Raw genomic sequence first — 22,149 nt, forward strand, 5'->3', positions numbered from 1 at the left:
GCCGGCTCAGTAGGGCCGGTACCCGTAGCCGCTCTCCAGCGACCTGATGCCGGGATGCTCGGCCAGCGAGCCGTAGCGCCGGTAGGTGTAGAGGAGGCCGGCGATGATGTTGTCCACCGGCTCCAGGATCTGCCCGTGGCCCGGCAGCGCGTTCGACCGGAACGTGGGCGGGATCGTCTGCATCAGGCCCTGTGAAGGGATGCCGTTCCTGGCGTTCTCGTCCTCGGTGTTGATGGCGCTGGGATTGCCGCTGGACTCGTAGAAGATGATCGTCCAGATCCGCTGGATGTCCTTGGGGTCGTCCGGGTCGAGGTCCTTGAGCTTGTTCAGCAGGCCCCGCTGCTTGGCCTCGACGGCCGAGGCCATCTCCGGCGACTTGATGATCCGGATCGCCTCCTTGATGTACTTGACGATGTCGTCCCGGGGCAGGGGGACGCTGCCCGCCGACGAGGTGCCGCCGGCGTAGGCGTACCCGCCTCCGCCGCCCCCGCCCGCGACGCCTCCGTTGCCGCTCACGACCGTCGTCACGCCGGACCCGTCGGTGGCGGCGGCCTGGAGCGCCGTGCGTTCCGTGGAGGACGTCCTGATCCACTCCACCTTCTTGGTGCCCGGCTCGAAGTCGGCGCCGCCCGCGACCCTGATCGCGCCGAAGAAGCCGAACTCCTTGTCGGAGCCGACCTGGCCGTCCAGGGTCTTCTTCACCTCGCCGAGCACCGAGTCGGCCTTGTCCACGATCTCCTGGGCCCGGGTGAGGTTGCCGCTGACGATCGTCGTGGCGGCCAGCGCCGTCTCGGCGTCGCTCTCCGTGGTCCCCGGGTTCTGCAGGAGGTACTGCCGCTTGTACGTGTCGGAGCGGGACACCGCGTCGTCGTACAGGGTGCCGATCTTGGAGTAGGCGTCCTCCAGGGTGCCCGCGGCCCGGTCGAGGGCGTCGGCGCAGGCGTTGAGCGCCTCCTTGAGGCCGGTGCCGGCCTTCGGGTAGGCGCTCATGTAGCCGGCGAAGGCGTCGGCCGAGGCGCCCTCCCAGGCCGCGTTGACCGCCTTGACGGCCGAGGGGAGCTTGCCGGTGGCGCTCGCGACGTGGCCGGCGGCCACCCGCAGCGCGGCCGCGTGGTCGCGGATGGCCTGCGGGTCGCCCTTGACCTTGGCCCGCAGCGCGGCGATCCCGGCCAGCGTCGCCATGCTCCCGCCGCTCATACCGTGGCCGCCCTGGTCGCCTTGCGCAAGTTCGTCTCCACCTGGTCGATCGCCTTCTCCACGCCCTGGAGACGGCTGCGGCCCGTGCCCAGCTCCTCCTTGAGAGCCGTCCAGACGTCGTTGACCTTGCCGGCGAGCGCCCCGGAATGGCTCAGGTCGCCGAACATGCTCGCCTGCGCGGCGTCGGCGGGCTGCTTCGCCGAGGAGTCCTGGAAGACGTCCTCCACGGTCAGCATGTTCGCCGCGGTGCGGGCCCTCTTGCCGCACGTTTCGAGAGCCTGGAAGTGGACGTCCACCCATTCACTCATGGAACTAACCGCCTTCTTGCTACGAAGCGAGCGAAAACCGAGCATAGTGGACAACAATCTTGATGTCCGTGGTGAAGGAGAAACTGTTGGGGCACCCTTCCGACGGCTACGACGCGAGCGCGTCCGGCATCCGCCGCCGGGCCGAGGAGGCCCGCGAGGAGGCCGCCCACGTGCGCGCCCTGCGTGACGAGCTGCTCGGCGTGTTCGCCAGAGAGGGCCGCCCCATGGGGGACGACGTCTACGGGGCCGAGCTCGACAAGTCCTTCCCCAAACGGCGCGAGGCGGTCATCGCGGCCTTCGACGCCTACATCGACGAGCTGGACGCCACCCACGAGGACATGCGCCTCACCGCGAAGAACTACGACGTGGCCCGGCGACAGTCGGAGCACTGAGCAGGCATGTGGATCGACGGCATCCCGGTGCCGGCCTGGGTCCGCCCGTGGGTCGGGTGGGTGCTGGGGACCGACTGGCCGAAGGGCGACGAGAACGCCCTGTTCAGGCTGGCCGACGCGCTGCTCGGCGCCGCCAAGGGCGTCGCGCGGGGAGCCGACGGCGACGGGGCCGGGCTGCTGCGGGGCATCGGCGACTCCTGGGACGGCGCCGCGCTGCGCGCCTTCGTCGCGCGGGTCCAGCGCGAGGTGGGAGGCCGGCGCGCCACGCTCGTGTCCCGGCTGGTCGGGCTGGCCATCGCCTGCAACGACCTCGGGGTGCAGATCCAGTTCACCAAACGGCTGATGCGCCTCACGGTGCTGCTGCTGGTCGCGCAGCTCGTGGCCCTGTCGGTGGCCCTGGTGACCCCGGCCGGGCGCCTGGCCCTGCGGCTGATGAAGCTGCGCGCCCAGGCCGCACGGTGGACGATCAAGGAGTTCGGCAGGCGGCTGCTGCTCAACATCGCGCTGTTCGGCGGCCTGATGGGCAGCCTGGACCTGCTGGTCCAGGCGACGCAGTCGAGACGCGACGGCGTGGACTGGAAGCAGGTCGGCACGTCCGCGGGCATGGGCGCGCTGACCGGCGGGCTGATGACGGGCCTGGCGTGGGCGATGCCCGTACGGTCGCTGTGGACGCTGATGGCGCACTCCGCGGTGGCCAACGGCGGGGCGACGCTGGCCTCCGAGCTCCTGGACGGCAGGGACGGCGTCGACTGGGAGCTCGTGCTGAAGGGCATGACGTCGGGCGCCGTCGGAGGCGCCGACGGCCACTGGGGGACCTGGAGCCCCGGGGGTGGGGTGAAGCACCTGGGGAACGCCGCGAAGGCGTTCGGCGCGGACCTCGACATGCCCCCGTCCACCCATCCGGAGCCTCCGCTGGGCGGCCATCCCGCCGACGGAGAGGTGGGGGGAGCGCGGCGGCGGCCGGACGCCGACGTGTTCTCGCACCAGGCGGACGGCGAGCCCGTGCTCGCCGCCCACGCGCCCGGTGACTCGGCGCCTGTCGGCCGCGCGCCCGCCGCCCGCGCCGGCGGCGAGCACGTGCCGCACGCGGTGCCCGGGATGGACGAGCTCGTACGGGCCAGGGCCGGAGCGGACGCCGCCCACAGGGCCGGAGCGGACGTCGCGCACGCCGGTCAGGCGGCTGCCGGGGAGCACTCCCGGCACACCGTTCTCGCCGACGCGCCGGAGGCCAGGCCGGACCCCGGCGGGCACGCCCAGGCCGCGGAGGCGCCGCGCGCACGGCCGGACCACTCCCACACGCCGCCCGACCAGCAGGCTCAGGTCCGGGCCGAGCAGGCTCCCGTACGGGCCGACCAGCCTCCTGCGGCGGCCGGTCACCGGGCCGTGCCCGACGGCCAGGCGGACGCCGCCCGGCCGGGGGGCCACGACCGGCCCCGCCCCGGAACGCCCGACCGCGGCACGGTGGACGCGATGATCAACCGCGCCGTCCCCCAGGACCCGCAGCCCGCCCACCAGCCCACTCATCAGCCGGCGCACCAGCCGGCCCACCAGCCCACCCACCAAGCCGCCGCCGCGTCCGAGCAGCACACCGCCGGCGCCCCGCCGCACGCCGCCGACGCCCCGCCCCCGGACGCCTCCGCCGCCCCCGCCTCGCCCGCCGCCGCCCGGCAGGGGGACGGCGGGCCGCCCGCGGGCCCGGTGCGTTTCGAGGACTCCGGCACCACGTTCACCGGCCGCCGCGCCGAACCGCCGGCCTCCTCCCACCACCCCGGCGAGCACACCCAGGGCGCCCGGAGCGACGCCCCGGCCGAGCAGACACACGCGGACGCCCCCGCGTCACCCTCGGGCGCCGAGGGCAAAGGCCCCCATCCGATCGTCCGCGCTCCCGGCGGCACCGTGGTCAGCCCGGACACGCGCCGCCCCCTCCTGCCGGTCCACACCGCGGCGGAGCTGGCCCAGCTCCGGGGCGTCCACGCCAACCGCATCGACCCGCATCGGGCCCTGCGGGCGAGCGAATGGGCCCACCTGCGCGAGCACGCGACCGCGTACCGGGTGGAGGGCCGTTCGGGCCTGTGCGTGGACAGCCGGGCGCCCGAGACGGAGGCGAACGCGCGCAAGAAGGCGGCCCTCGACCGGTCGGCGGACGTGACGGTCCGCCGCATCGGGGTGCGCACCGGCGGCGAGACCCGATGGGTCACCGAGATCGCGGTCAAGGTCCGCTGGGTGGCCGACGCCGGTGTCACGCATGCCGACGTCCTGCGGCTGCAGGCGAGCGCGATGGACGGCGTGGACCTCTACTTCAACCACCAGCACCGGCTCTCGGACGGCAGCCAGCTCCACGTCAGGCTCACGTTCGAGCGGGCCGACAACGCCAGGGCGGGCGCGGACGACGTGGTCACCTTCCGCGCGGGAGACGGGCGGGCCAACCAGAACACCTGGTACCTCGGTGACCCGCCGCACATCCACGCGCACGAGCTGGGGCACCACCTCGGCCTGGTGGACGAGTACCACGAGGTCCGCATCGGCGAACGCCGGACCCTGACCAGTGGCGCCCGCGGGTTCGCGGCCAACCTCATGGGCAACGCCAGCGTCCCCTCCTGGGGCAGCAGGGAGTTGATGGTCGACCATCACGGCTACGGCGTGCCCCCGCTGGCCGGCCTCCTGGACCATCACCTGCAGCGCATCGAGGGCCTTCTGCACCGGGCGGAGGCCGACGACCGGCGGGCGGACCCGCCCGGACACGGAAAGGGGCCGGCCGTCGGCGAGGCCGGGTACCGGGTGCGGGCCGACGAGTTCTCCCGCTCCGAGTACGTGGCCGACAACCTCGTCATGCCGTCCCACATTCTCGACCTGCTGCACCAGTTCCCCCACCAGGACGGCGACCTGCTCGACCACCTGTGGGTGCTGGACCATGCCGACTGGCTCTTCGAAGGCGGCGTCACCACCCGGGACCAGATCGACTACGTCAGGGAACTGCACGACTCCATACGCACGATCTACGGAGCCGCCCCGGCCGACCTGAAGGTCAAGGACGTGGAGCGGGTCCACCAGCTCGTGTACTACCTCGGCGCGGACTCCGACGGCCGCTCGATCCTCGAGGGCGTCGCCGCCGTGCTGGGGGACGGCGAACCGGTCACGCCGCGCGTGGTCGAGGGGCTGTCCCGCCTCGTGGAGTGGAACAGCCACGCCCTGGGCACGCCGCGGCCGGACGAGATCGGCCCGGAGGCGGTGCACAGGGCGGCGGCGGAGTTCTTCGCCAAGCCCCCCAGCCCGGAGCTCACGCGGCGGGCGGCCGAGCTGTTCGCCACGGCGGCCGAGCACTCCGTGAAGTTGTCCGACGGCAGAGTCGATCACGTGGCGATCATGCTGGAGCTGCGCCGGTCGCAGAACGGCCCGTGGTGGGGCCGGGTCGTCGACGGCGAGGACTTCGCCCGGATGGTGGACCGGCTCTACGGCCTCGACGGCAAGCCGGGCGGTCCCACGTCGTCCCACGCACCCGATGGCCGGCCGCACCAGTTCCCGCCCAACCACGACCTCACCCCGCGCGAGCGGGCCGTCATCGCCGCCATGCTCGACGACTGGGGGGCGCACCCCTTCGCGCTCGACCCCGAGGAGGCCGTGGCGGCGTCCCGGTCGGAGTCCCAGCGGGCCCACGCCGACGTCGTGGCGCTCCGGGCGGCCGACCCCCGGGAGGCCCGCGTCGAGCAGCGCCGCTTCGAGGGCTACGACGCCGCCGGGGAGCTCAGGCACATCACCGAGTACACGGTCCGGCTCCGGGTCGCCTCGTCCGAGCTGTCACCGCAGGAGATCCGCGCCTTCAACGCCCGTCTGCAGGAAGGGCTCGACCGGTACGTCAACGGCAGGCACCGCACGGCCGACGGCGACCAGCTCCACGTGCGCGTCAGGCTCGAAGTGGCCGTCGGCCCCACCAGGGCCACGATCGCCCACGGCGACCACTCCATGACGCGGGGACCGCTGGACTTCCGCGCCGAAGCACCCACCCTCCACCTGGTGCAGCAGGTCGTCCGCCAGCTCGGCATGGAGCCGGTGAGGGCGCCCACCTGGCTCGACCCGGCATGGGCGGACCGGTCCGACCTCGTCCGGCATGACGAGGAGACCGATCCCGCCGGCGGCCGGGACGGCGCGCCTTCCGAGACCCGCACCCCGGCCACCGACGCCGGGGCCCGTTCCCCGCTGGTGGCGGCGGGGGAGGTGCGAGAGGTCCTCCGGCAGGACCACGCCTACGCCCTCGACCCGCGCAAGACGGTGAGCGAGCGTTCCATCGCCGCGGCGCGCAAGTACGTCGAGGCCCACGTCATCACCCGCGACGAGGCGCACACGGTGGAGGCGCGCAGAATGCAGGCGCGCGCCGCCGACGGGACGCTCCAGCGGGTCACCGAGTTCACGCTCACCCTGCGGTACGGCGTGTCGAAGGACCTGTCGCCCGAGGCCCTGCTGAAGATCTTCTCCGACGTGCGCGACGCCGTCGACCTGCACTTCAACCATCAGCACCGGCTCCCGGTGGACGGCTCCCAGCTGCACGTGCGGGTGCGGTTCGAGCGGGCGCCGGCCGGCGCCGAAAGGGGCGAGCGGGTGGAGCTGACGCGCCGCCTCCCCGACAACTGGAAGCTCCGGGTGGAGCGGCCGGTGCTGGCCGAGCTCGCACCGCTCAACCTGCACGCCCAGAAGATCGGGCAGCTGCTCGGCCTGGAGATGGAGTCGCTGGACCCGCGCATGCGCAAGACCACGCGGGTCCTGGACCTGGAGCGCCCGGCTCGCGACGGCAGCGTCATGGGCCCGGCCGTCGTGCAGTGGGCGACCCGCCCGGACCGGGGATGGGCGGGCGTGCACGACCTCCAGCGGCTCGCCGTGCCCGAGGTCTCCGGGCTGCGCGACCGTCACCTGTGGACCCTGAACGAGCACCTGATCCGCGAGGACGTGCCCGAGCCGATGGTCCCCTTGCGCAGGGTGCCGGCCGGCGAGCCGGTCGTGCCGACGCCCTGGAGCAGGACGGACCCGGAGCGGGGCGTGGTGCCGAACCACATCCGCATCCTGCTGAAGCGCTTCCCCGTGGAGGGCTCGTGGCTGGAGCACGTCCGGCTGCTGGACCGCGTGGTGGCCCTCTTCGGAGGCAACCGCGTCGACGACCGGCTCACCTTCAACCAGATCACGCACGAGCACCTGCGCTACGTCAGGGCGCTGGGAGACCTGGCGGCCGAGGTGTACGGCGCGCAGCGCGACCACTCGTTCAACGCCGAGGAGCTGATCCGCCTGCACGGCCTGACGGTGTGGCTGGGCCGGGGCCCGTACGAGGCGCTCCCGGACGGCGGCTGGCTGCGGGACGCCGTGAACGACCTGCTGGGCCGTCCGGCGGACCGGCCCCTGACCGAGAAGGACGTCCACTTCCTGGGCGGGCTCGCCAGCCGTCACGACCGGACGCCGCTGGGCACGCGCGAGGAACGCTCACCCGCCGCCCTGCTGGAGCGGGCCAGGCGGGAGCTCGACCAGGCGCCGCTGACCGTCCGGGCCGCGCTGGACGCCTCCGCCACGCCGCTGGAGCGCGAGGCGGCCCGGTGGGGCGACCGGGCCGAGGACGTCGTCGCCGCCGCGCCGCACGAGCTGCCGCCGGGGGAGACCCTGCGGGACGTGCTGCGCTCCGGCACCGCCGACCCCGACGCGCTCGAGGCGTGGCTGCGCCGCGTCGCCGAGGTCGAGTACCCGGGCGCGGGCGTCCGCGCCGAGCTGGGCGAGTGGAGCCTGGACGGCGGCCGGCTCACCTATTCCCTCTACTTCCGCTCCGTGGACGGTCCGGGGTCGCGGGGCCTTCCCCTGGCCATGGCGCAGTACACGTTGCTGGAGACGTCGGACGGGCGGCTGGTCGCCGTGCACTACGCGCCCTCGCTCGCGCCGTACGCGCGGCCGGTCGACGCCCAGCGCGTCAAGATGGCGTGGACGCGGGGCAGCAAGATGCTGGACGACGCCTACATCGCGGCGGGGGTCGCCGAGATCCGCTATCCCGGGTACCACGTGCTCAGGTTGATCACCCCGCCCTGAGTGACGACGTACGGGCCGGGGGACAGGGCCAGCGGGGTCCCCGTCAGCCGCGTCTCGGCGACCGGCTCCTCCGCGGGCAGGCGCCACACCCGCACCGCGCCGTCGCCCGTGCCCGCCGCCAGGACTCCGGGGCCGAGGAAGCCCAGGCACCGGACCACGCCGGGGGCGCCGCCGAGCACGACCACGTCCTCACCGGTCACGGGGTCGCGCACGGGGACGCGACCGTCGTAGCTGCCGGCGGCGAGGACGGTGCGGCCGTCCGTGGTCCGGCCGAACGCCAGCGCGTACACGGGGAAGGGATGCCCGTGGACGATCAGCAGCGGCTCGCCCGTGTCCGTGTCCCAGACCCGGACGGTCCGGTCGTACCCGCTCGAAGCGATGACCCGCCGGCCGTTCACCCGGCCGGTGACGACGGCGGTGACGCCCGCCGCGTGGCCGAGCAGGCGGCGCAGCGGCCGTCCGGAGAGCCCGTCCCAGGTCCGCACGGTCCCGTCCAGGCCGCCGGAGACCAGCAGCCCGCCGTCGAACGCGAGCCCGGTCACGGGCCCGGAGTGCGGCGTGGGCACCACCGTCGCGCCGCCGGGCGTGCCGTGGAGGCGTACGGTGCCGGAGGAGGTGCCGCAGACGATCGTCGCCCCGTCGAGTGCCAGCGCCGTGACCCCGCCGTCCACCCGGGACACCTCGGCCGTGACGCCTTGCGACGGCGCCTCCTCGACGCCGGGCTCACCGTCCGGGAGCCGCCAGACCCGCATCGCCCCGTCCGGGAACCCCGCGACGACGCGCTCTCCCCGCTGCCCGGCGCCCGCGGCGACCGCCGTCGCCGGGGCCGTCGAGAGGACCGTCAGGGGCGTGCCGTCCGCCTCCCAGACCCGCACCCCGTCACCCGCACTCACGAGCCGGTCGCGCGCGCCGCCGCCCACCGCCGTGAGGCCGGCCGCCCACGCGCCCGTACGCCAGCGCGCCGTCGGCGCCCCCGCCCCGAGGTCCCAGACCACCACCTCGCCGTCGAGGCCGCACGAGGCCAGCGCCGCCCGTCCCCCCACCGTGAGGAACGCCAGCCCGGTCACGCTCGCCCCGTGCCCGTCCAGGGCGCCCGCGGGCTCGCCGGTCGCCGGGTCCCAGAGCCGGACCACCCGGTCCGAGCCCGCCGAGGCCACCAGCCCCTCCCGGGCGGCGACCGCGTTCACCCAGCCGTCGTGGCCGCGCAGGACCCGCAGGAGACGGCCGTCCGCCGCGTCCAGGAGGCGGACCGCCCCGTCCTCCGCGCCCGTGACCAGCAGCGTGCCGTGGGCGCAGGCGGCGGTGACCGCGCCCTCGTGGCCGTCCGGCATGGCGCCCAGCGACCCGTCGGCGTCCCAGACCCGCACCCGGCCGTCGTCGCCGCCCGTGTAGACGAGGCCGCCGACGGCCGCGAGCGCCCTGACCGGGCCGTCGTGGCCGGTCGCGGCGTGCAGCCGCCGCCCGTCGGCGGTGTCCCAGACCCGGATGGCGCCGTCGTCGCCGCCGGTGGCGACGAGGTCGCGGCCGCCCGCCGACCCCAGCGCGAGGGCGTGGGCGGGGGCGTCCGTCACGGCGGCGCCGCCCAGCGGCTCGTCGTCCGGCAGGCCGTACAGGGCGAAGGAGGCTCCTGGGCGGGAAACGGCGTACGCGGGCCGCCCACCGGCCGTGCCGAACGCGGCGGCGCCCGGCACGCCGAAGCGCCCGCTCACCGGGCCTCCGGACGGCTCCCCGGCCTCGCCGGACGGCTCCCCGGCCTCGCCGTGCGTCGAGCCGGACAAGGAGGACCCCGAGGACGCGGCGGGCTCCGGGGCGCGGCGGCGGGCGAGTGGGGGCAGCTCGTCCGGGACGCCCGGCCCTCGCTCGCCCAGCGCGGCCCCGCCGACCTGCCGCACCAGCGCGTCCAGGATCCGCAGGGCGGCCCCGAGCCCGCCCGCCGAGCCTCCAGGTCCTCCGGGCTCGTCTCCTGGACCTCCGGGCTCGTCTCCTGGACCTCCGGATCCTCTGGGCGCGCCTCCGGGGCCTCCGGGTGCGTCTCCGCGCCCGCTCGCCCCGCCGCCCGGCCACGCCACGACCAGCGTGCCCGCCGGCTCCGTGCCGGTGACCCTGATCTCGCACAGCGGGCCGCCCGGCACTGGCGGCTCCGGGGCCGCGTCCGGGAAGCCCGCCGCGCGCAGCGCGTCCAGCAGCCACGGCCACACCGCCGGGTCCGGCTCGGCCGTCCAGCCCCGCACCCCGGCGGCCGTCTCGTGCCGGAGCCGGACGACGCCCTCCGGCCCGGCCGTCAGGTCGGCCAGGCCGGGGAAGGACGGCCCCGTCACCCGGTAACGCACCTCGGACATGGCGGCCAACCTACTCGGACGGCTCCAGGTACGCGGTCTGGACGAGCCGCGCGCCGAACCGGCGGTCCACGTAGAAGCCGCGGCCCGGCGGCAGCGGCTGCGGCCGGACGTTGCCGAACAGCGCTCCCTCGTCCTTGTTGCCCGACATGATCAGCGCCGGGGAGGCCATCTCCTTCATCCGCTGCACCGCCGAGTCGTACAGGGCCCGGCTGGCGCCGCCCATCTGGCGGGCGAGGATGAGGTGCAGGCCGATGTCGCGGGCCTGCGGCAGCAGGTCGGCCAGCCCCTGCAGCGGGCTGGTCGACGAGGTCGCGACGAGGTCGTAGTCGTCCACGACGATGTACAGGTCGGACCCCTCCCACCAGCTTCGGGAGCGGAGCTGCTCGGGCGTCAGGTCGGCGGGCGGCAGCCGCTTGAGCAGGGCGCTGCGGGCGTCGTTGACGAGGTCCGTCGCGGCCTTGCTGGAGGCGGCGTAGCCGATGCGGTGGTCGGTGACCGCCGTGTCGAGCAGCGCCCGGCGGTAGTCGATCACGATCATCATGGCCTCCCTGGGCGTCTTCCGCGCGACCAGGCCCTCCATGATCAGCTTCAGCACGTTGCTCTTGCCGCACTCGGTGTCGCCGAACACCACGAAGTGCGGATCGGTGTCGAAGTCGAGCAGCACCGGCGACAGCGACGCCTCGTCGATGCCGAGCGCGATCCGGCCCGGCCCGGTCTCGTCCGGCCCGGGCAGGGACGCGGCGGGCAGCAACGACGGCAGCAGGCGCACCGGAGGGGCCTGCGGCCCCTGCCAGGAGGCGCTCATGATGTCCACGAGCGAGCGCACGCCGTCGGCCAGGTCCTCGGTGCCGCGCACGCCGTCGATGCGGGGCAGCGCCGACAGGAAGTGCATGCCCTCCTTGGTCAGGCCGCGGCCCGGGGTGCCCTCGGGCACGGCCAGCGCGGCCTTGCGGTTGACCTCCGACTCGTACGCGTCACCGAGCTTGAACTCCAGCCGCGTGCCGAACAGGTCCCGGATGCTGGCCCGGAACTCCGACCACTTGTTGGTGGAGGCGACCACGTGGATGCCGTAGCCGAGGCCGCGGGCGGCCAGGTCGGTGATCACGGCCTCCAGGCCCTCGAACTCCTGGCGGATCGTCAGCCAGCCGTCGACCACCAGGAACACGTCACCCCAGCCGTCGCCCTCGATGGTGCCGTCGGCGACCTGCCGCCGGTAGGTGACCATCGAGTCGATGCCCCTGTCGGTGAAGTCGCGCTCGCGCCGCTGGAGCAGGCCGGCGACCTCGGCGACGGTCCGGCGCACCCGCTCGGCGTCGAGGCGGCTGGCCACGCCGCCGACGTGCGGCAGCCCCTCCAGCGAGCCGAGCGTGCCGCCGCCGAAGTCGAGGCAGTAGAACTGCACCTCGCGAGGTGTGTGGGTGAGCGCCATGCTGGTGATCAGGGTGCGGATCGCGTTGCTCTTGCCGCTCTGGGTGCCGCCGGCGACGCCGACGTGGCCGGCCGCGCCCGACAGGTCCAGCCAGTACGGGTCGCGCCGCTGCTCGAACGGCTTGTCGATGATGCCGACGACGGCGTGCAGCCGGCCCCGGCCGTCCCAGCCCGGCGTGGACAGGCCCAGCTCGGGGGTGACGGACAGCGGCGGCAGCAGGTGCGCGAGGGTGGGCGGCTCGCCGAGCGGCGGCAGCCAGATCGGGTGGGCGGCCGGGCCCTGGCCGGCCAGCCGCTCCACGACGATGTCGAGCAGGCTGCGCTGCGGCCCCTTCTCCTCGGCCGGCGCCACCTCCTTGGCGGGCTGCTCGACGACGGGGATCGGCACGTGGCCGGGGCCGTACTCGACGATCTGGGTCTGGATCACCGAGCCGCCGTCGGCCGGGACGTGGCGCGGGTCGGCCTGGTAGGGCCCGGACACGTACGCGGCCTTGAACCGGGTCATGCCCGTCGTGTCGAATTTGAGGAAGCCGTTGCCGGGGGCCGACGGCAGCTCGTAGGCATCGGCCACGCCCAGCACGACGCGGCTCTCCATCGCGGAGAAGGTGCGCAGGCCGATGCGGTACGACAGGTGGGTGTCGAGGCCGCGCAGGCGGCCCTCCTCCAGCCGCTGCGAGGCGAGCAGCAGGTGCACGCCGAGTGAGCGGCCGAGCCGGCCGATCATCACGAACAGCTCGATGAACTCCGGCTTGGCCGACAGCAGCTCGCTGAACTCGTCCAGCACCACGAACAGCGTCGGCATCGGCGCCAGGTCGGCGCCCTGCTCGCGGGCCCGCTCGTAGTCGCGCAGCGAGGCGTAGTTGCCGGCCGCCCGCAGCAGCTCCTGGCGGCGCACCATCTCGCCGTGCAGCGCGTCGTGCATGCGGTCGACCAGGGGCAGCTCGTCCTCCAGGTTGGTGATGACCGCGGAGACGTGGGAGAGCGACTCCAGCCCGAGGAACGTGGCGCCGCCCTTGAAGTCGACGAGGACGAAGTTGAGGATCTCGGAGGAGTGGGTGACGGCCAGGCCGAGCACCAGCGTGCGCAGCAGCTCGCTCTTGCCGGAGCCGGTGGCGCCGATGACCAGGCCGTGCGGGCCCATGCCGCCCTGCGCCGACTCCTTGATGTCCAGCTCGACCACGCGGCCGTCGGCGCCGAGGCCGATGGGCACGCGCAGCCGGTTGCGGCCGGCCCGGGGGCGCCAGGTCAGCGCCGGGTCGAGGCGCAGGGGGTCGCCGATGCCGAGCAGGTCGGTCAGCGTGGTGTTGGCCGCGAGCACGTCCTCCGGCTCGCCGGCGCTGGCGGCCGAGGCGCGCAGCGGGGCGAGCTGCCTGGCCAGGCCCTCGGCGCGCAGGTAGTCGAGCTGGTCGGCGTCGCCGAGCCGGGTCTTGGTCTCCTTGCCGGTGTGGTCGATCTTGACCATGTGGAACCCGTCGGGCTGCACGTCCAGCCGCAGGGTGCTCTTCTCCTCGACCGCGCCGGTGTTGCCGGACAGGTCGAGCACCGTGACGCCCTGGATGGCGTCGGTGCCGAGCTGCGAGTCGTGCGGCACGTGCCCGCCGTCCACGATGAGCACGTGGTACGGCAGCGCGTCACCGGCCGAGCCGGGCCGGAACCGGGCGCGCTCCTTCAGCTCGTTGCCCACGAGGCGGTCCAGCTCGCTGAGGTTCTCGGCCATGAGCCGGACCTGGCCGGCGCCGTCCGTCTCGTCGGGGTGCAGCGCGTGCGGCAGCCACTTGATCCAGTCCCAGTGGGCCATCCACTCCTCGTCGGCGCACACCATGACGCGCAGGTCGTCCGGCGAGTGGAACACCGCCATCTGGCCGACCATGGCCCGCACCATGTCGCGCACGGCCACCGGGTCGCCGGTGATCCTGATCCGGGCGAACGAGCCGAGGGCGACGGCCACGGGCAGCCGGGCCACCGTCGCGTGCGCCCGCACGAACCTGCGCAGCGCGCCGGCCGACAGGGCGTCGAGGTCCTCGACGGGCTTGGAGTCCGGCGGGATGAGCTGGATGGCCAGCTTCTGCACGCCCGTGCCGAGCCGTACCGTGCTGAAGTCGTCGTCGCGGGCGCGGCGCTCCCACAGACGGGGGCCCATCGCGATCCACCACAGCGCGTCGGGCTCGGGGCCGCTCCACTCCAGCGCCTCGCGCTGCTGCTTGGCGGCCCGTCTGACCTTGCTCCGCACCTGCGACAGGTAGCGGAAGAAGTCGCGGCGGGCGCCGTTGAGCCGGTACCTGCGCTCGCCGGCCTGCCGGCCCATCTGGCCGATCGTCATGCCGACCATGGACACCGCGAACATGCCGCTGGCCACGTACATGATGGGGTTGGAGTTGCCGCCCGCCGTGAACATCAGCGCCATCGCCGCGCCGCCCGCCAGCATCGGCAGGTACGTGAGCACCATCATGAACCCCTGCCCCTGCACCTCCGGGATCTCCGGCGGCGACTCCAGCAGGATCTCTCCGCGGGGTGGTTTGGGGCTTGGGCGCCGCTCGGGACGCCTTACTACGACGATGCTCACCGTGAGACGGTCCTCCGTATCGATTGGTGCCCTTCTTACCAGAAGGGACCCAGTATGTTCTCTGTTGTCCATGGCGTTCGTGGGACGGAGTGACGACACATGGGACCTATGGTCCATGGGCCGGCCGTATCGGGGCCGATCCCGCACGGCCCGCCGGCGGGGCCGCCCGGTCCACCCGGGCCACCCGGCCCGCCCGGGCCGCCGTATCCGCCCGGGCCCCCGCACCTGCCGGGACCGCCGCAGGGACCCTTCCAGGGGCCGATCCGGCAGGGCGCGCTCGCGCAGGTGCCCGTGCCGCTGCCCCCGCTGTGCCACGTGACGATCGTGGGGCCGAGGAAGAAGGCCGACCTGGCGCTGCCCGCCGACATCCCCCTCCCGCACGTGCTGCCCAACCTGCTGCGCGCGCTCGACGAGGTGGGCGGCGAGGCGGCGGCGGCCCCCGGCTGGACCCTCCAGCGTCTCGGCGGCGCCCCCCTCGACCTCGGCCAGAGCCTCGGCGAGCTCGGCATCCTCGACGGCGAGGTGCTCTACCTGCGCCCGCGGGAGGCGATCCTGCCGCCCGCGCTGTTCGACGACGTGGCCGACGTGGTCGCGACCGGCGTGAAGAACGCCTCCGGCCCCTGGTCCAACCGGCACACCCGGCTCGCCGGAGCCACCGGCGCCCTCGGCGTGCTGGTCGCCGGCGCGATCGCGCTCATGACCTCGGGGGCGCCGGCGCTGGTCGTCACGGTGGTCGCCGGGGTGCTCTCCATCGTGCTGCTGGCGACGGGCGCGGTGCTGTCCAGGGCGGTCGGCGACTCGCTCGCGGGCGCGCTCATCGGCCACGCCGCGCTGCCGTACGGCTTCCTGGCCGGGCTGTTCGCCCCGGCGAGCGGCGGCGTCCTGGCGAACATCGGCGCGCCGCACGCGCTGGCCGCGTTCGCCTGCACCGCGCTGGTCGCGACGATCGGCGGCGTGCTCATCTCGGACGGCGTGCCGGGCTTCCTCGGCACGTCCATCGCCTCGACGGCCGGGGCCATCGGCGCGGCCGTCATCATGGTGTTCGCCGCGCCGCCCGCGGGCGTGGCCGCCGTCGAGATCTCGGTGCTGCTGGCGCTCAGCCCGCTCGTGCCGACGCTGTCGTTCCGCCTGGCCAAGGTGCCCCTGCCGGCCATGCCCACCACGGCCGAGGAGCTGCGCAGCGACAACCAGCGGCTCGACAGCGCGGCGATCCAGGAGCGGACCGCGATCGCCCAGCGCTACGCCACCGGGATGATCATCGCGATCGCGCTGACGTCGCTGCTCACGATGGTGCTGCTGTCCACCGACGACGGGTGGATCGCCGACCTCATGATCGGCACGCTCGGGCTGACGCTCATCATGCGGGCCCGGATCTTCCGCGGGGTCCGGCAGCGGCTGTGGCTCATCATGACGGGCCTGACGGCCTTCGGCGTGCTCGCCTTCACCCTCGGCTCCGGCTCGGGCGTGATCGGGGCCGTGGCCGTGGCGGTCGGCGCGCTGTGGCTGGGGCTGATGGCCGTCGGGATCGGCCTGTGGCTGCCCTCGGGCAAGCCGTCGCCGTTCTGGGGACGCGCGGGGGACATCCTGGACGTCGTGCTGATCGTCGAGCTCTTCCCGCTCGCGCTCGGGGTGCTTGAGGTCTATACGTGGGTGCGCGGATTGTCCGGCTGAGTCGGTTGTCCGGCTGGTAGGTTGCTGCGCGATTTAACTGTGATGCGAAGGTGGAGCGGTAATGCAGGAATTCGGAGACTTCGCGAACATTGACATCGACAAGCTGCTCAAGGGGGCTGACGAGCAGTTCGCCCGGATCGAGGAGCTCCAGAAGTCCATGTCCACCGTCGTCGGCCGCGCGCAGGACGACGACGGCCTGGTGACCGTGGAGTACGGCAGCGAGGGACTGCGCGAGCTCCAGCTCCACCCCAAGGCGATGCGGCTGTCCTCGGGGGAACTGGCCGACCTGATCAAGGTGGTGTTCCGGGACGCGGCCGCCGACCTGCAGAACCAGGTCAGCGGCGCCATGTCGGAGGCGTTCGGCGAGGACGACAACCCGATGAAGTACGTCAACAACCCCGACGAGGCGCTCAACAAGATCAAGGAGGCTGAGGCGGCGTACAACCGGACGTTCGAGGACGTCATGGGCGAGCTCGACCGCATCCGCCGCCGCCTCGACCTCTGACCCGCCCGGGTCCCTCGGCGCGGGCGGCGGCCTGAGGCCGCCCGCGCGGGCCGGCGGCCTCAGGCTTCGCCGAGCGGCTTGCCCTTCTTGTCCGTGGTGGGCAGGTCCGGGATGTACACCTGCTCGAACTGGGGGACCTTCTCGGTGGGGTGCGCGGCCCTGTCCATGGCCGTCATGGAGTGCTGCGCCAGCATGTTCTGCAGCGCCATCGCCATGCCCGCCGCGGTGGCGTAGACCATCGCGTTCTTGGCCACGACGCCTCGCACGGTCGCCAGCAGCGAGTTGCCCGACGCGAGCGTGCCGACCTCGACGGCCGCCTTCCCGGGACCCAGGAACCACCCCGCGTTGCTGGCCATGACCAGCCCCACCATGATGAGCCCGCTCGCGGAGGACGCCACGCCGCCGGCCCACGAGTGGCCGGACAGCGTCGACATGATGCCCTTGAGGGCGTCGAAGACGAGCTTGACCTCACTGGCCTCCTTCTCGAACGCCGACGAGGTCGCGTCGGCCTCCGCGCGGCCCATCTTCTCCCAGTCCTCCTTGCCCACGCTGTTGAAGGCCGCCCGATGGGACTTGCCGGCCGCCACCACGTCGTTGCCCATGGCGTCGCAGTTGTCGGCCCCGGCCTGAATGGCGCTCGGGCTGGAGAGCATGGTGCCGCACGAGGTGGCGAGGACCCGGGCGATCATCTTGAGGGCCGGATTCGTCGCCATGGCCGCCGCCAAGGAATGGCAGGCGATGCCGTTGAGGTAGAGCACGACACCTTGGTCGAAATTCGTCATGGCCGTCCCCGGTTCACTTCTTCTTCACGTCGCTTGCGTCGTTGGCCGCGGCCAGGACCGCGGCGCCGGCCTTGAGCTGTTCCCGGTGGATGTCGGTCTGTTTCCTGGCGTTCGCGAGGTACTCGGCGGCGGCTGAGCGGGCGCGGTCATAGGCCAGGCCGTACGTGAAGTGCCCGGCCACGCCGAAGCCGGGGAAGCCGAGGTCGCCGTTGCGCGCCTTGTGCTCGGCCTGCCCCATCTTGTCGCCCGGTGTGTCGCCCTTGCCGTCGTCGGTGGGGCCCACCTTGTCGCCGAGCTTCTTCAGGGTCGTGCCGTCGCCGTTGCGCCAGCCACCGCCCACGCCGCCCTCGGCGAGGATCTGCTCCCGCTTCGCCTTGGGCGTCTTGCCGGCGCCGTCTCCGCCGGTGCCTTTCCCACGGCCGTTCCCGCCGGTGCCGTCACCGCCGCCACCGCCGCCGGTGCCGCTTCCCCCCAGGCCGGCGTCCTTGTCGCCGGTGTCCTTGCCGTCGGCACCTTTGCCGTCGGTGCCCTTGCCCCCGGTGCCGTCGCCGCCGCCACCGCCACCCGTGCCGCCGCCGGGAAGACCGCCCAAGCCGCCGCCGGTGGTGGGGTCCTCGACACCCGGGGTCGTACCGGTGCCGTCACCCGTGCCCGTGCCCGTGCCCGTGCCAGTGCCAGTTCCGGTGCCGTCGCCCGTGCCTGTGCCTGTGCCTGTGCCTGTGCCGTCGCCCGTGCCCGTGCCTGTGCCTGTGCCGGTGCCGTCGCCGGTTCCGGTCCCTGTCCCAGTTCCATCGCCGGTGCCGGTGCCGGTGCCGGTGCCGTCACCCGTTCCGGTGCCATCGCCGGTGCCGGTCCCCGTCCCGTCACCTGTACCCGTGCCGGTCCCTGTGCCGTCACCGGTGCCGGTGCCGGTCCCGTCGCCGGTACCCGTGCCGGTGCCGTCGCCTGTGCCGGTCCCGGTGCCGTCGCCGGTCCCGGTGCCCGGGTCGCCGTTTCCGGGATCGCCGGTGCCCGGGTCGCCCGTGCCCCCGGTGCCGTCCTGGCCGGAGTCGCCCTGGTCGTTGCCGCCTGAGCCGTCGCCCTGGGAGCCGTCGTTCGGCGACCCGTCGCCCTGGGAGCCGTCGTTCGGCGACCCGTCGCCCTGGGAGCCGTCGTCCTGCCCGTCCGAGTCGCCCTGGTCGCCCTGGTCGTTCCCGGCGTCGTCGCCGTCCTTGCCGTCGGACTCGGGGTCGGTGGCCTCCTCCACGGGCGCGTCCGGGCCGTCGGGGTCCAGCGGGTCCACGGCCTGGTTGTCGTCCGTCCCGAGGTCCGGGTCGTCCTGCTGAGCGTCGGACGGCTCCCACTGCGGGTCGCCCTCAGCGGCCTGCGGGTCCACCATGCCGGGCTCCGTGTCCACCGGCTCGTCTCCGCCGTCCTGGGAGTCGCTCTGGCCGCCGTCGTCGGCCCGGCTGGTGCCGTCCTGGCCGCCGGTGTCGTCGCGGCTGGTGCCGTCCTGGGCGCCGGTGTGGTCGCGGTTGGAGGTCCCGTCGCCGGTGAAGATGACCTCCAGGTTCGCGTCCGGCCCGTTGACGCCCCAGCCGATCCCGTCGTCGCCCGGGCCCGCGTCACCCGTGCCGGCCTCGCCTCCAGGCACGCCGTACCTGCCGTCGTCGCCTCCGGAGCCGCCATGGTCGCCAGGGCCGTCATGACCGCCGTGGTCGCCATGGCCGCCGGGGCCGCCAGGACCGTCATGGCCGCCGGGCCAGTCGTGGTTTCCGGGCTCGCGGGGGCCGCCGGGCTCACCCGGACCGCCGGGACGCCCGTGCGGATCCGGCTCACCGACTGCGATCCCGGCCGTGCCGGGGGGTGGGCTGCTCCAGTTGAGCAGGCTCTCGATGCTCGGCCGCTCCCCGCCCGTGACCTCAGTCACCGATGCCCCTCCAACCACGCTGGTCAAACGGCGAAACGCGGGAAAAGCCTAGCCGCGTGATCCGCGAACCGTACAGACAACAAGCTTTACCGCGTACGGCCACGAAAGCCCCTTCGGGGGAGTCAGGAAAACGCATCGCTCCCACCAGGGCGTTTCCCAAAAAGTCGCCTTCCCGTGATCTTTCTGTTATGTTAAGTCTCTGTTATTTCTGGGGCGCCTGGTAGCTAACATGCCTTTTGATGATGTTTTGCGGGGATCATCGGGTCGTGAGACCCGGGGCGCCGCGAGCCAGATCACGCCCTGCTGACATGGAGGTCCAATGGCGGACATCGACGCCGCTCTGGCCGCAACTAGCCCGACGTCCTTGAAGAAGGCGGCCGGCTACTGCCAGACCACTGCCCAGTACATCGAAGGCCAGCGCCGACGTGTCCAGGACATCAAGGCCTACATCATGGTCAACTGGGAGTCCAACGCCGCCCGGGCCTTCGGCCGGGCGCTGGACCAGTGGGACATCGAGTTCAACCAGGTCATCAAGATTCTCGAGGGCATCTACGACAAGCTCAACATCGGTGCGGGCGTGTACGCCAACGCCGCCGATGACGACATGGACCTCGTCCAGGGCCTCATGAACACGGGTCAGACCGGCGGGATCGACTCGCTGATCAACACGCACACGCACAAGGACGAGGTCGCCGCCCCGGCCCTCCAGAACCGCTGAGTGCCTGAACGACACGGAGGATCATCATGGCGAAGAACCCCAACGACTACCTCGACGATCGCGTCAAGATCCATTTCGGCAACATGGACCTCGCGTACGAGGACCTGAAGAAAGTCATCACCGAGCTCGACAAGGCCACGGACGACCTCTACAAGGACCTCTACAACGAGCTCTCCGAGATCTGGGTCGGCGGCGCCCGCGACTGGTTCGAGGACAAGAAGCGCGAGTGGAACGAGCACGAGGTCCGCATGGGCCAGCAGCTCTTCAACGCGGCCCAGGTCGTGCAGATCGCCAACGGCAACTACCGCAACGCCGAGAAGCGCAACATCGCGATCTGGTCCGACTGACGCCGCACGCGGCAGCCGTTCTCTCTCTCGGTCATCGCGTGGCGCGGTGGCCGAGTTCGCTCGTCTAGGGGGTTGGGATGACCCAGAAGGACGCGATGGACGGGGGCACCGATCCCCTGTACGTCGATCCTGATCTCTTCGATGGCGGCGGGGCGCGGGAGCACTCCCCCTCCGCGATGCGGAAGATCGCCGAGGAGCTGCGCACCGCCATCAGTGCCTTGGAGGGCTCCGGCTCGGCCGAGGGGTACACGACCGGGTCGGTCAACGCCATCCTCGACCACTGCCAGCTCACCGAGGCGCAGATCGGCACGTGGCACGACGCCAGCGCCTTCGCGTCCACGGTGGGCAAGAACAGCGGCGCGCAGAAGTTCGCCGACGTGTACAAGCAATACATCCAGGCCCTCAAGGACGTCGCCACGGCCATCGAGGCGAACGCCGCCAACCATGGCGCCGCGGACGTCGCCACCGAAGGCGGTAAGTGATGGCCGAGCGCAAGACGGGCCGGCAGGTCGTCGTCATCCTGTCCTTCGACAAGATGCCGGAGGGCGGCACGGTCAACGCGTCCAAGGACGAGATCCTGCGGCTGCTGAACAAGACCCAGCCGTCGCAGATCGAGGACGCGGGCTTCGCGTACGAGAAGGCGGCCAGCGCCGTCGAGAGCAGCATGAAGACGCTGGAGGAGCACGCCGGCAAGATTCTCCAGGTCTGGAAGGGCGCCGACGCCGCCAAGGCCAAGCACGCCATCCAGATGATGCACGCCACCGGCGGCGAGCTGGCCACCAAGCTGGAGATGATGGGCTCGGCGCTGCGCCAGTACGCCGGCTACCTCCCCGAGACGATCTCCAAGGTCGAGGGCATCAAGGCCACCGAGGAGAACAGCGGCGGCGGCACGTACGGCGACCCCGAGACCAAGGCCGCGGCCGACGCGGCGGCCAAGAAGGCCGCCGAGGACCGCGAGGCCCAGCAGGCCATGCGGGAGCTCAACAAGAAGATCGTCGATCTGTACACCCTCCAGGTGCCGCACGACGTCTCCTACGAGCTGCCCGCCGTCTCGGTCGACGGCGGCACGGGCACCTACAGCTCGACCCCGTACCCGAAGAGCGTCGGCGGCATCGACGGCGGCGGCAACGGCGGTGCGGGCGGCGGTTACGGCGACGGGACCGGCGGCTCCACCGGCAGCGGCGGCACCGGCCACACGGGCGGTTCGGGCGGCACGGGCGGTTCGGGCGGCACCGGCGGCCACGGCGGCTCGACCGGCGGCACGGGCGGCACTGGCCACACCGGCGGCTCCGACGGCACGGGCGGCACCGGCGGCACCGGTGGCAAGGACGGCTCCGACGGCGGCACGGGGACGGGCACCGGCGACGGCTCCACCGACGGGCAGCACCCCGGCGACCCGAACGGCCAGACCCCGGGCGGCCACGACGGGCAGACCCCGGGCACGCAGGACCCGGGCTCCACCTCCGGCAGCAAGGACGGCACCGCCCCGCCGGTCCTCGGTCGCGACGACGCCCCGTCGCGCCGGACCGAGATGGAGGGCTACCAGCCGACCAACACGCTGACCCCGCCCACCACGACCGGCTGGTCGCCGACGACCACGACGTACTCCAACCCGTTCACCACCCCCACGACCACGACGTTCACGCCCCTGAACCAGCTCACCCCCACGGGTGGCACGCCGTACGTGCCGTCGGTGCTGGGCAACCCGCACGGCGGCTCGGGCTCGATGGCGGGAGAGGTGCTGCCGGCCGGTTCCGTGCGCGGATCCGGCGGCGGCTCGACCGGCATGCCCGTCGCGCCGCTGCTCGGCGGCACCGGGGGCGGCCAGGACGGCGAGGAGCTGCCGCGGAACTACTACCTTCCGCAGGACTGGGACGTCGCGGGAAGCCATGGCTTGCCCGGTGGGGTCCTCGGAGGACAGGAGCAGGTGTAGGCG

The 22,149-nt window shown here is 73.3% G+C and carries 14 protein-coding genes; 8 read left to right on the forward strand and 6 right to left on the reverse strand.

Annotated elements, in window-relative coordinates; genetic code table 11:
- Positions 1 to 6: 6 nt before the first annotated feature.
- The gene (locus tag HT134_RS12475; protein ID WP_175600525.1) at positions 7 to 1,197 is read right to left on the reverse strand and encodes a WXG100 family type VII secretion target; all 1,191 of its coding nucleotides are present in this window, start codon (positions 1,195 to 1,197) and stop codon (positions 7 to 9) included.
- Complete coding sequence (locus tag HT134_RS12480) at positions 1,194 to 1,505, reverse strand: hypothetical protein (RefSeq protein WP_175600526.1); 312 nt, start codon at positions 1,503 to 1,505, stop codon at positions 1,194 to 1,196. Before HT134_RS12480 ends, HT134_RS12475 begins: the two co-directional genes overlap by 4 nt.
- A gap of 86 nt (positions 1,506 to 1,591) precedes the next feature.
- On the opposite strand from HT134_RS12480, the gene HT134_RS12485 reads away from it, so the two are divergent.
- Positions 1,592 to 1,897 carry a hypothetical protein gene (locus HT134_RS12485; RefSeq protein ID WP_175600527.1) on the forward strand — a complete coding sequence of 102 codons (306 nt, stop codon included), beginning with the start codon at positions 1,592 to 1,594 and terminating at the stop codon, positions 1,895 to 1,897.
- 6 nt (positions 1,898 to 1,903) lie between these two features.
- The gene (locus tag HT134_RS12490) at positions 1,904 to 7,951 is read left to right on the forward strand and encodes a WXG100-like domain-containing protein (protein ID WP_175600528.1); all 6,048 of its coding nucleotides are present in this window, start codon (positions 1,904 to 1,906) and stop codon (positions 7,949 to 7,951) included.
- Here the strand turns inward: HT134_RS12490 and HT134_RS12495 are convergent.
- Both HT134_RS12495 and eccCa read right to left on the reverse strand, forming a co-directional pair.
- Positions 7,909 to 10,290 (reverse strand): WD40 repeat domain-containing protein, encoded by a 2,382-nt coding sequence (locus tag HT134_RS12495; RefSeq protein WP_175600529.1) that lies wholly within the window; start codon positions 10,288 to 10,290, stop codon positions 7,909 to 7,911. The genes HT134_RS12490 and HT134_RS12495 overlap by 43 nt on opposite strands.
- Positions 10,291 to 10,300: 10 nt before the next feature.
- Positions 10,301 to 14,281 (reverse strand): type VII secretion protein EccCa, encoded by a 3,981-nt coding sequence (gene eccCa, locus HT134_RS12500; protein WP_175600530.1) that lies wholly within the window; start codon positions 14,279 to 14,281, stop codon positions 10,301 to 10,303.
- 291 nt (positions 14,282 to 14,572) lie between these two features.
- Between eccCa and eccD the strand changes: the two genes are divergently transcribed.
- Both eccD and HT134_RS12510 read left to right on the forward strand, forming a co-directional pair.
- Positions 14,573 to 15,952: a type VII secretion integral membrane protein EccD gene (gene eccD, locus HT134_RS12505; protein WP_312888095.1), complete on the forward strand. Its 1,380-nt coding sequence runs from the start codon at positions 14,573 to 14,575 to the stop codon at positions 15,950 to 15,952.
- A gap of 61 nt (positions 15,953 to 16,013) precedes the next feature.
- Complete coding sequence (locus HT134_RS12510; RefSeq protein WP_175600532.1) at positions 16,014 to 16,457, forward strand: YbaB/EbfC family nucleoid-associated protein; 444 nt, start codon at positions 16,014 to 16,016, stop codon at positions 16,455 to 16,457.
- A 59-nt stretch (positions 16,458 to 16,516) separates the two neighbouring features.
- Here the strand turns inward: HT134_RS12510 and HT134_RS12515 are convergent, their stop codons facing one another.
- Positions 16,517 to 17,239, reverse strand: coding sequence for a hypothetical protein (locus tag HT134_RS12515; protein WP_175600533.1), 723 nt, complete (start codon positions 17,237 to 17,239; stop codon positions 16,517 to 16,519).
- A 13-nt stretch (positions 17,240 to 17,252) separates the two neighbouring features.
- Positions 17,253 to 19,148, reverse strand: a complete 1,896-nt coding sequence (locus HT134_RS12520; RefSeq protein ID WP_175600534.1) for a hypothetical protein — start codon at positions 19,146 to 19,148, stop codon at positions 17,253 to 17,255.
- A gap of 319 nt (positions 19,149 to 19,467) precedes the next feature.
- Between HT134_RS12520 and HT134_RS12525 the strand changes: the two genes are divergently transcribed.
- From HT134_RS12525 to HT134_RS12540, 4 genes are all read left to right on the forward strand, one after another.
- Positions 19,468 to 19,866, forward strand: coding sequence for a WXG100 family type VII secretion target (locus HT134_RS12525; RefSeq protein ID WP_175600535.1), 399 nt, complete (start codon positions 19,468 to 19,470; stop codon positions 19,864 to 19,866).
- 26 nt (positions 19,867 to 19,892) lie between these two features.
- Positions 19,893 to 20,213, forward strand: coding sequence for a WXG100 family type VII secretion target (locus HT134_RS12530; protein WP_175600536.1), 321 nt, complete (start codon positions 19,893 to 19,895; stop codon positions 20,211 to 20,213).
- Positions 20,214 to 20,290: 77 nt separating this feature from the next.
- The gene (locus tag HT134_RS12535) at positions 20,291 to 20,695 is read left to right on the forward strand and encodes a hypothetical protein (protein WP_175600537.1); all 405 of its coding nucleotides are present in this window, start codon (positions 20,291 to 20,293) and stop codon (positions 20,693 to 20,695) included.
- Positions 20,695 to 22,146 carry a WXG100 family type VII secretion target gene (locus HT134_RS12540; RefSeq protein WP_175600538.1) on the forward strand — a complete coding sequence of 484 codons (1,452 nt, stop codon included), beginning with the start codon at positions 20,695 to 20,697 and terminating at the stop codon, positions 22,144 to 22,146. The genes HT134_RS12535 and HT134_RS12540 overlap by 1 nt, the downstream gene beginning before the upstream one ends.
- Positions 22,147 to 22,149: the final 3 nt, after the last annotated feature.

The sequence above is a fragment of the Nonomuraea rhodomycinica genome (assembly GCF_013363995.1).
Lineage (GTDB): Bacteria > Actinomycetota > Actinomycetes > Streptosporangiales > Streptosporangiaceae > Nonomuraea > Nonomuraea rhodomycinica.

What these genes read in the sequence shown, in the direction of transcription:
- HT134_RS12475 (WP_175600525.1), bottom strand. Translation starts at nt 1,197, where the DNA reads ATGAGCGGCGGGAGCATGGCGACGCTGGCCGGGATCGCCGCGCTGCGG.
- HT134_RS12480 (WP_175600526.1), bottom strand. Translation starts at nt 1,505, where the DNA reads ATGAGTGAATGGGTGGACGTCCACTTCCAGGCTCTCGAAACGTGCGGC.
- HT134_RS12490 (WP_175600528.1), top strand. Translation starts at nt 1,904, where the DNA reads ATGTGGATCGACGGCATCCCGGTGCCGGCCTGGGTCCGCCCGTGGGTC.
- HT134_RS12495 (WP_175600529.1), bottom strand. Translation starts at nt 10,290, where the DNA reads ATGTCCGAGGTGCGTTACCGGGTGACGGGGCCGTCCTTCCCCGGCCTG.
- HT134_RS12510 (WP_175600532.1), top strand. Translation starts at nt 16,014, where the DNA reads ATGCAGGAATTCGGAGACTTCGCGAACATTGACATCGACAAGCTGCTC.
- HT134_RS12515 (WP_175600533.1), bottom strand. Translation starts at nt 17,239, where the DNA reads ATGACGAATTTCGACCAAGGTGTCGTGCTCTACCTCAACGGCATCGCC.
- HT134_RS12525 (WP_175600535.1), top strand. Translation starts at nt 19,468, where the DNA reads ATGGCGGACATCGACGCCGCTCTGGCCGCAACTAGCCCGACGTCCTTG.
- HT134_RS12530 (WP_175600536.1), top strand. Translation starts at nt 19,893, where the DNA reads ATGGCGAAGAACCCCAACGACTACCTCGACGATCGCGTCAAGATCCAT.
- HT134_RS12535 (WP_175600537.1), top strand. Translation starts at nt 20,291, where the DNA reads ATGACCCAGAAGGACGCGATGGACGGGGGCACCGATCCCCTGTACGTC.
- HT134_RS12540 (WP_175600538.1), top strand. Translation starts at nt 20,695, where the DNA reads ATGGCCGAGCGCAAGACGGGCCGGCAGGTCGTCGTCATCCTGTCCTTC.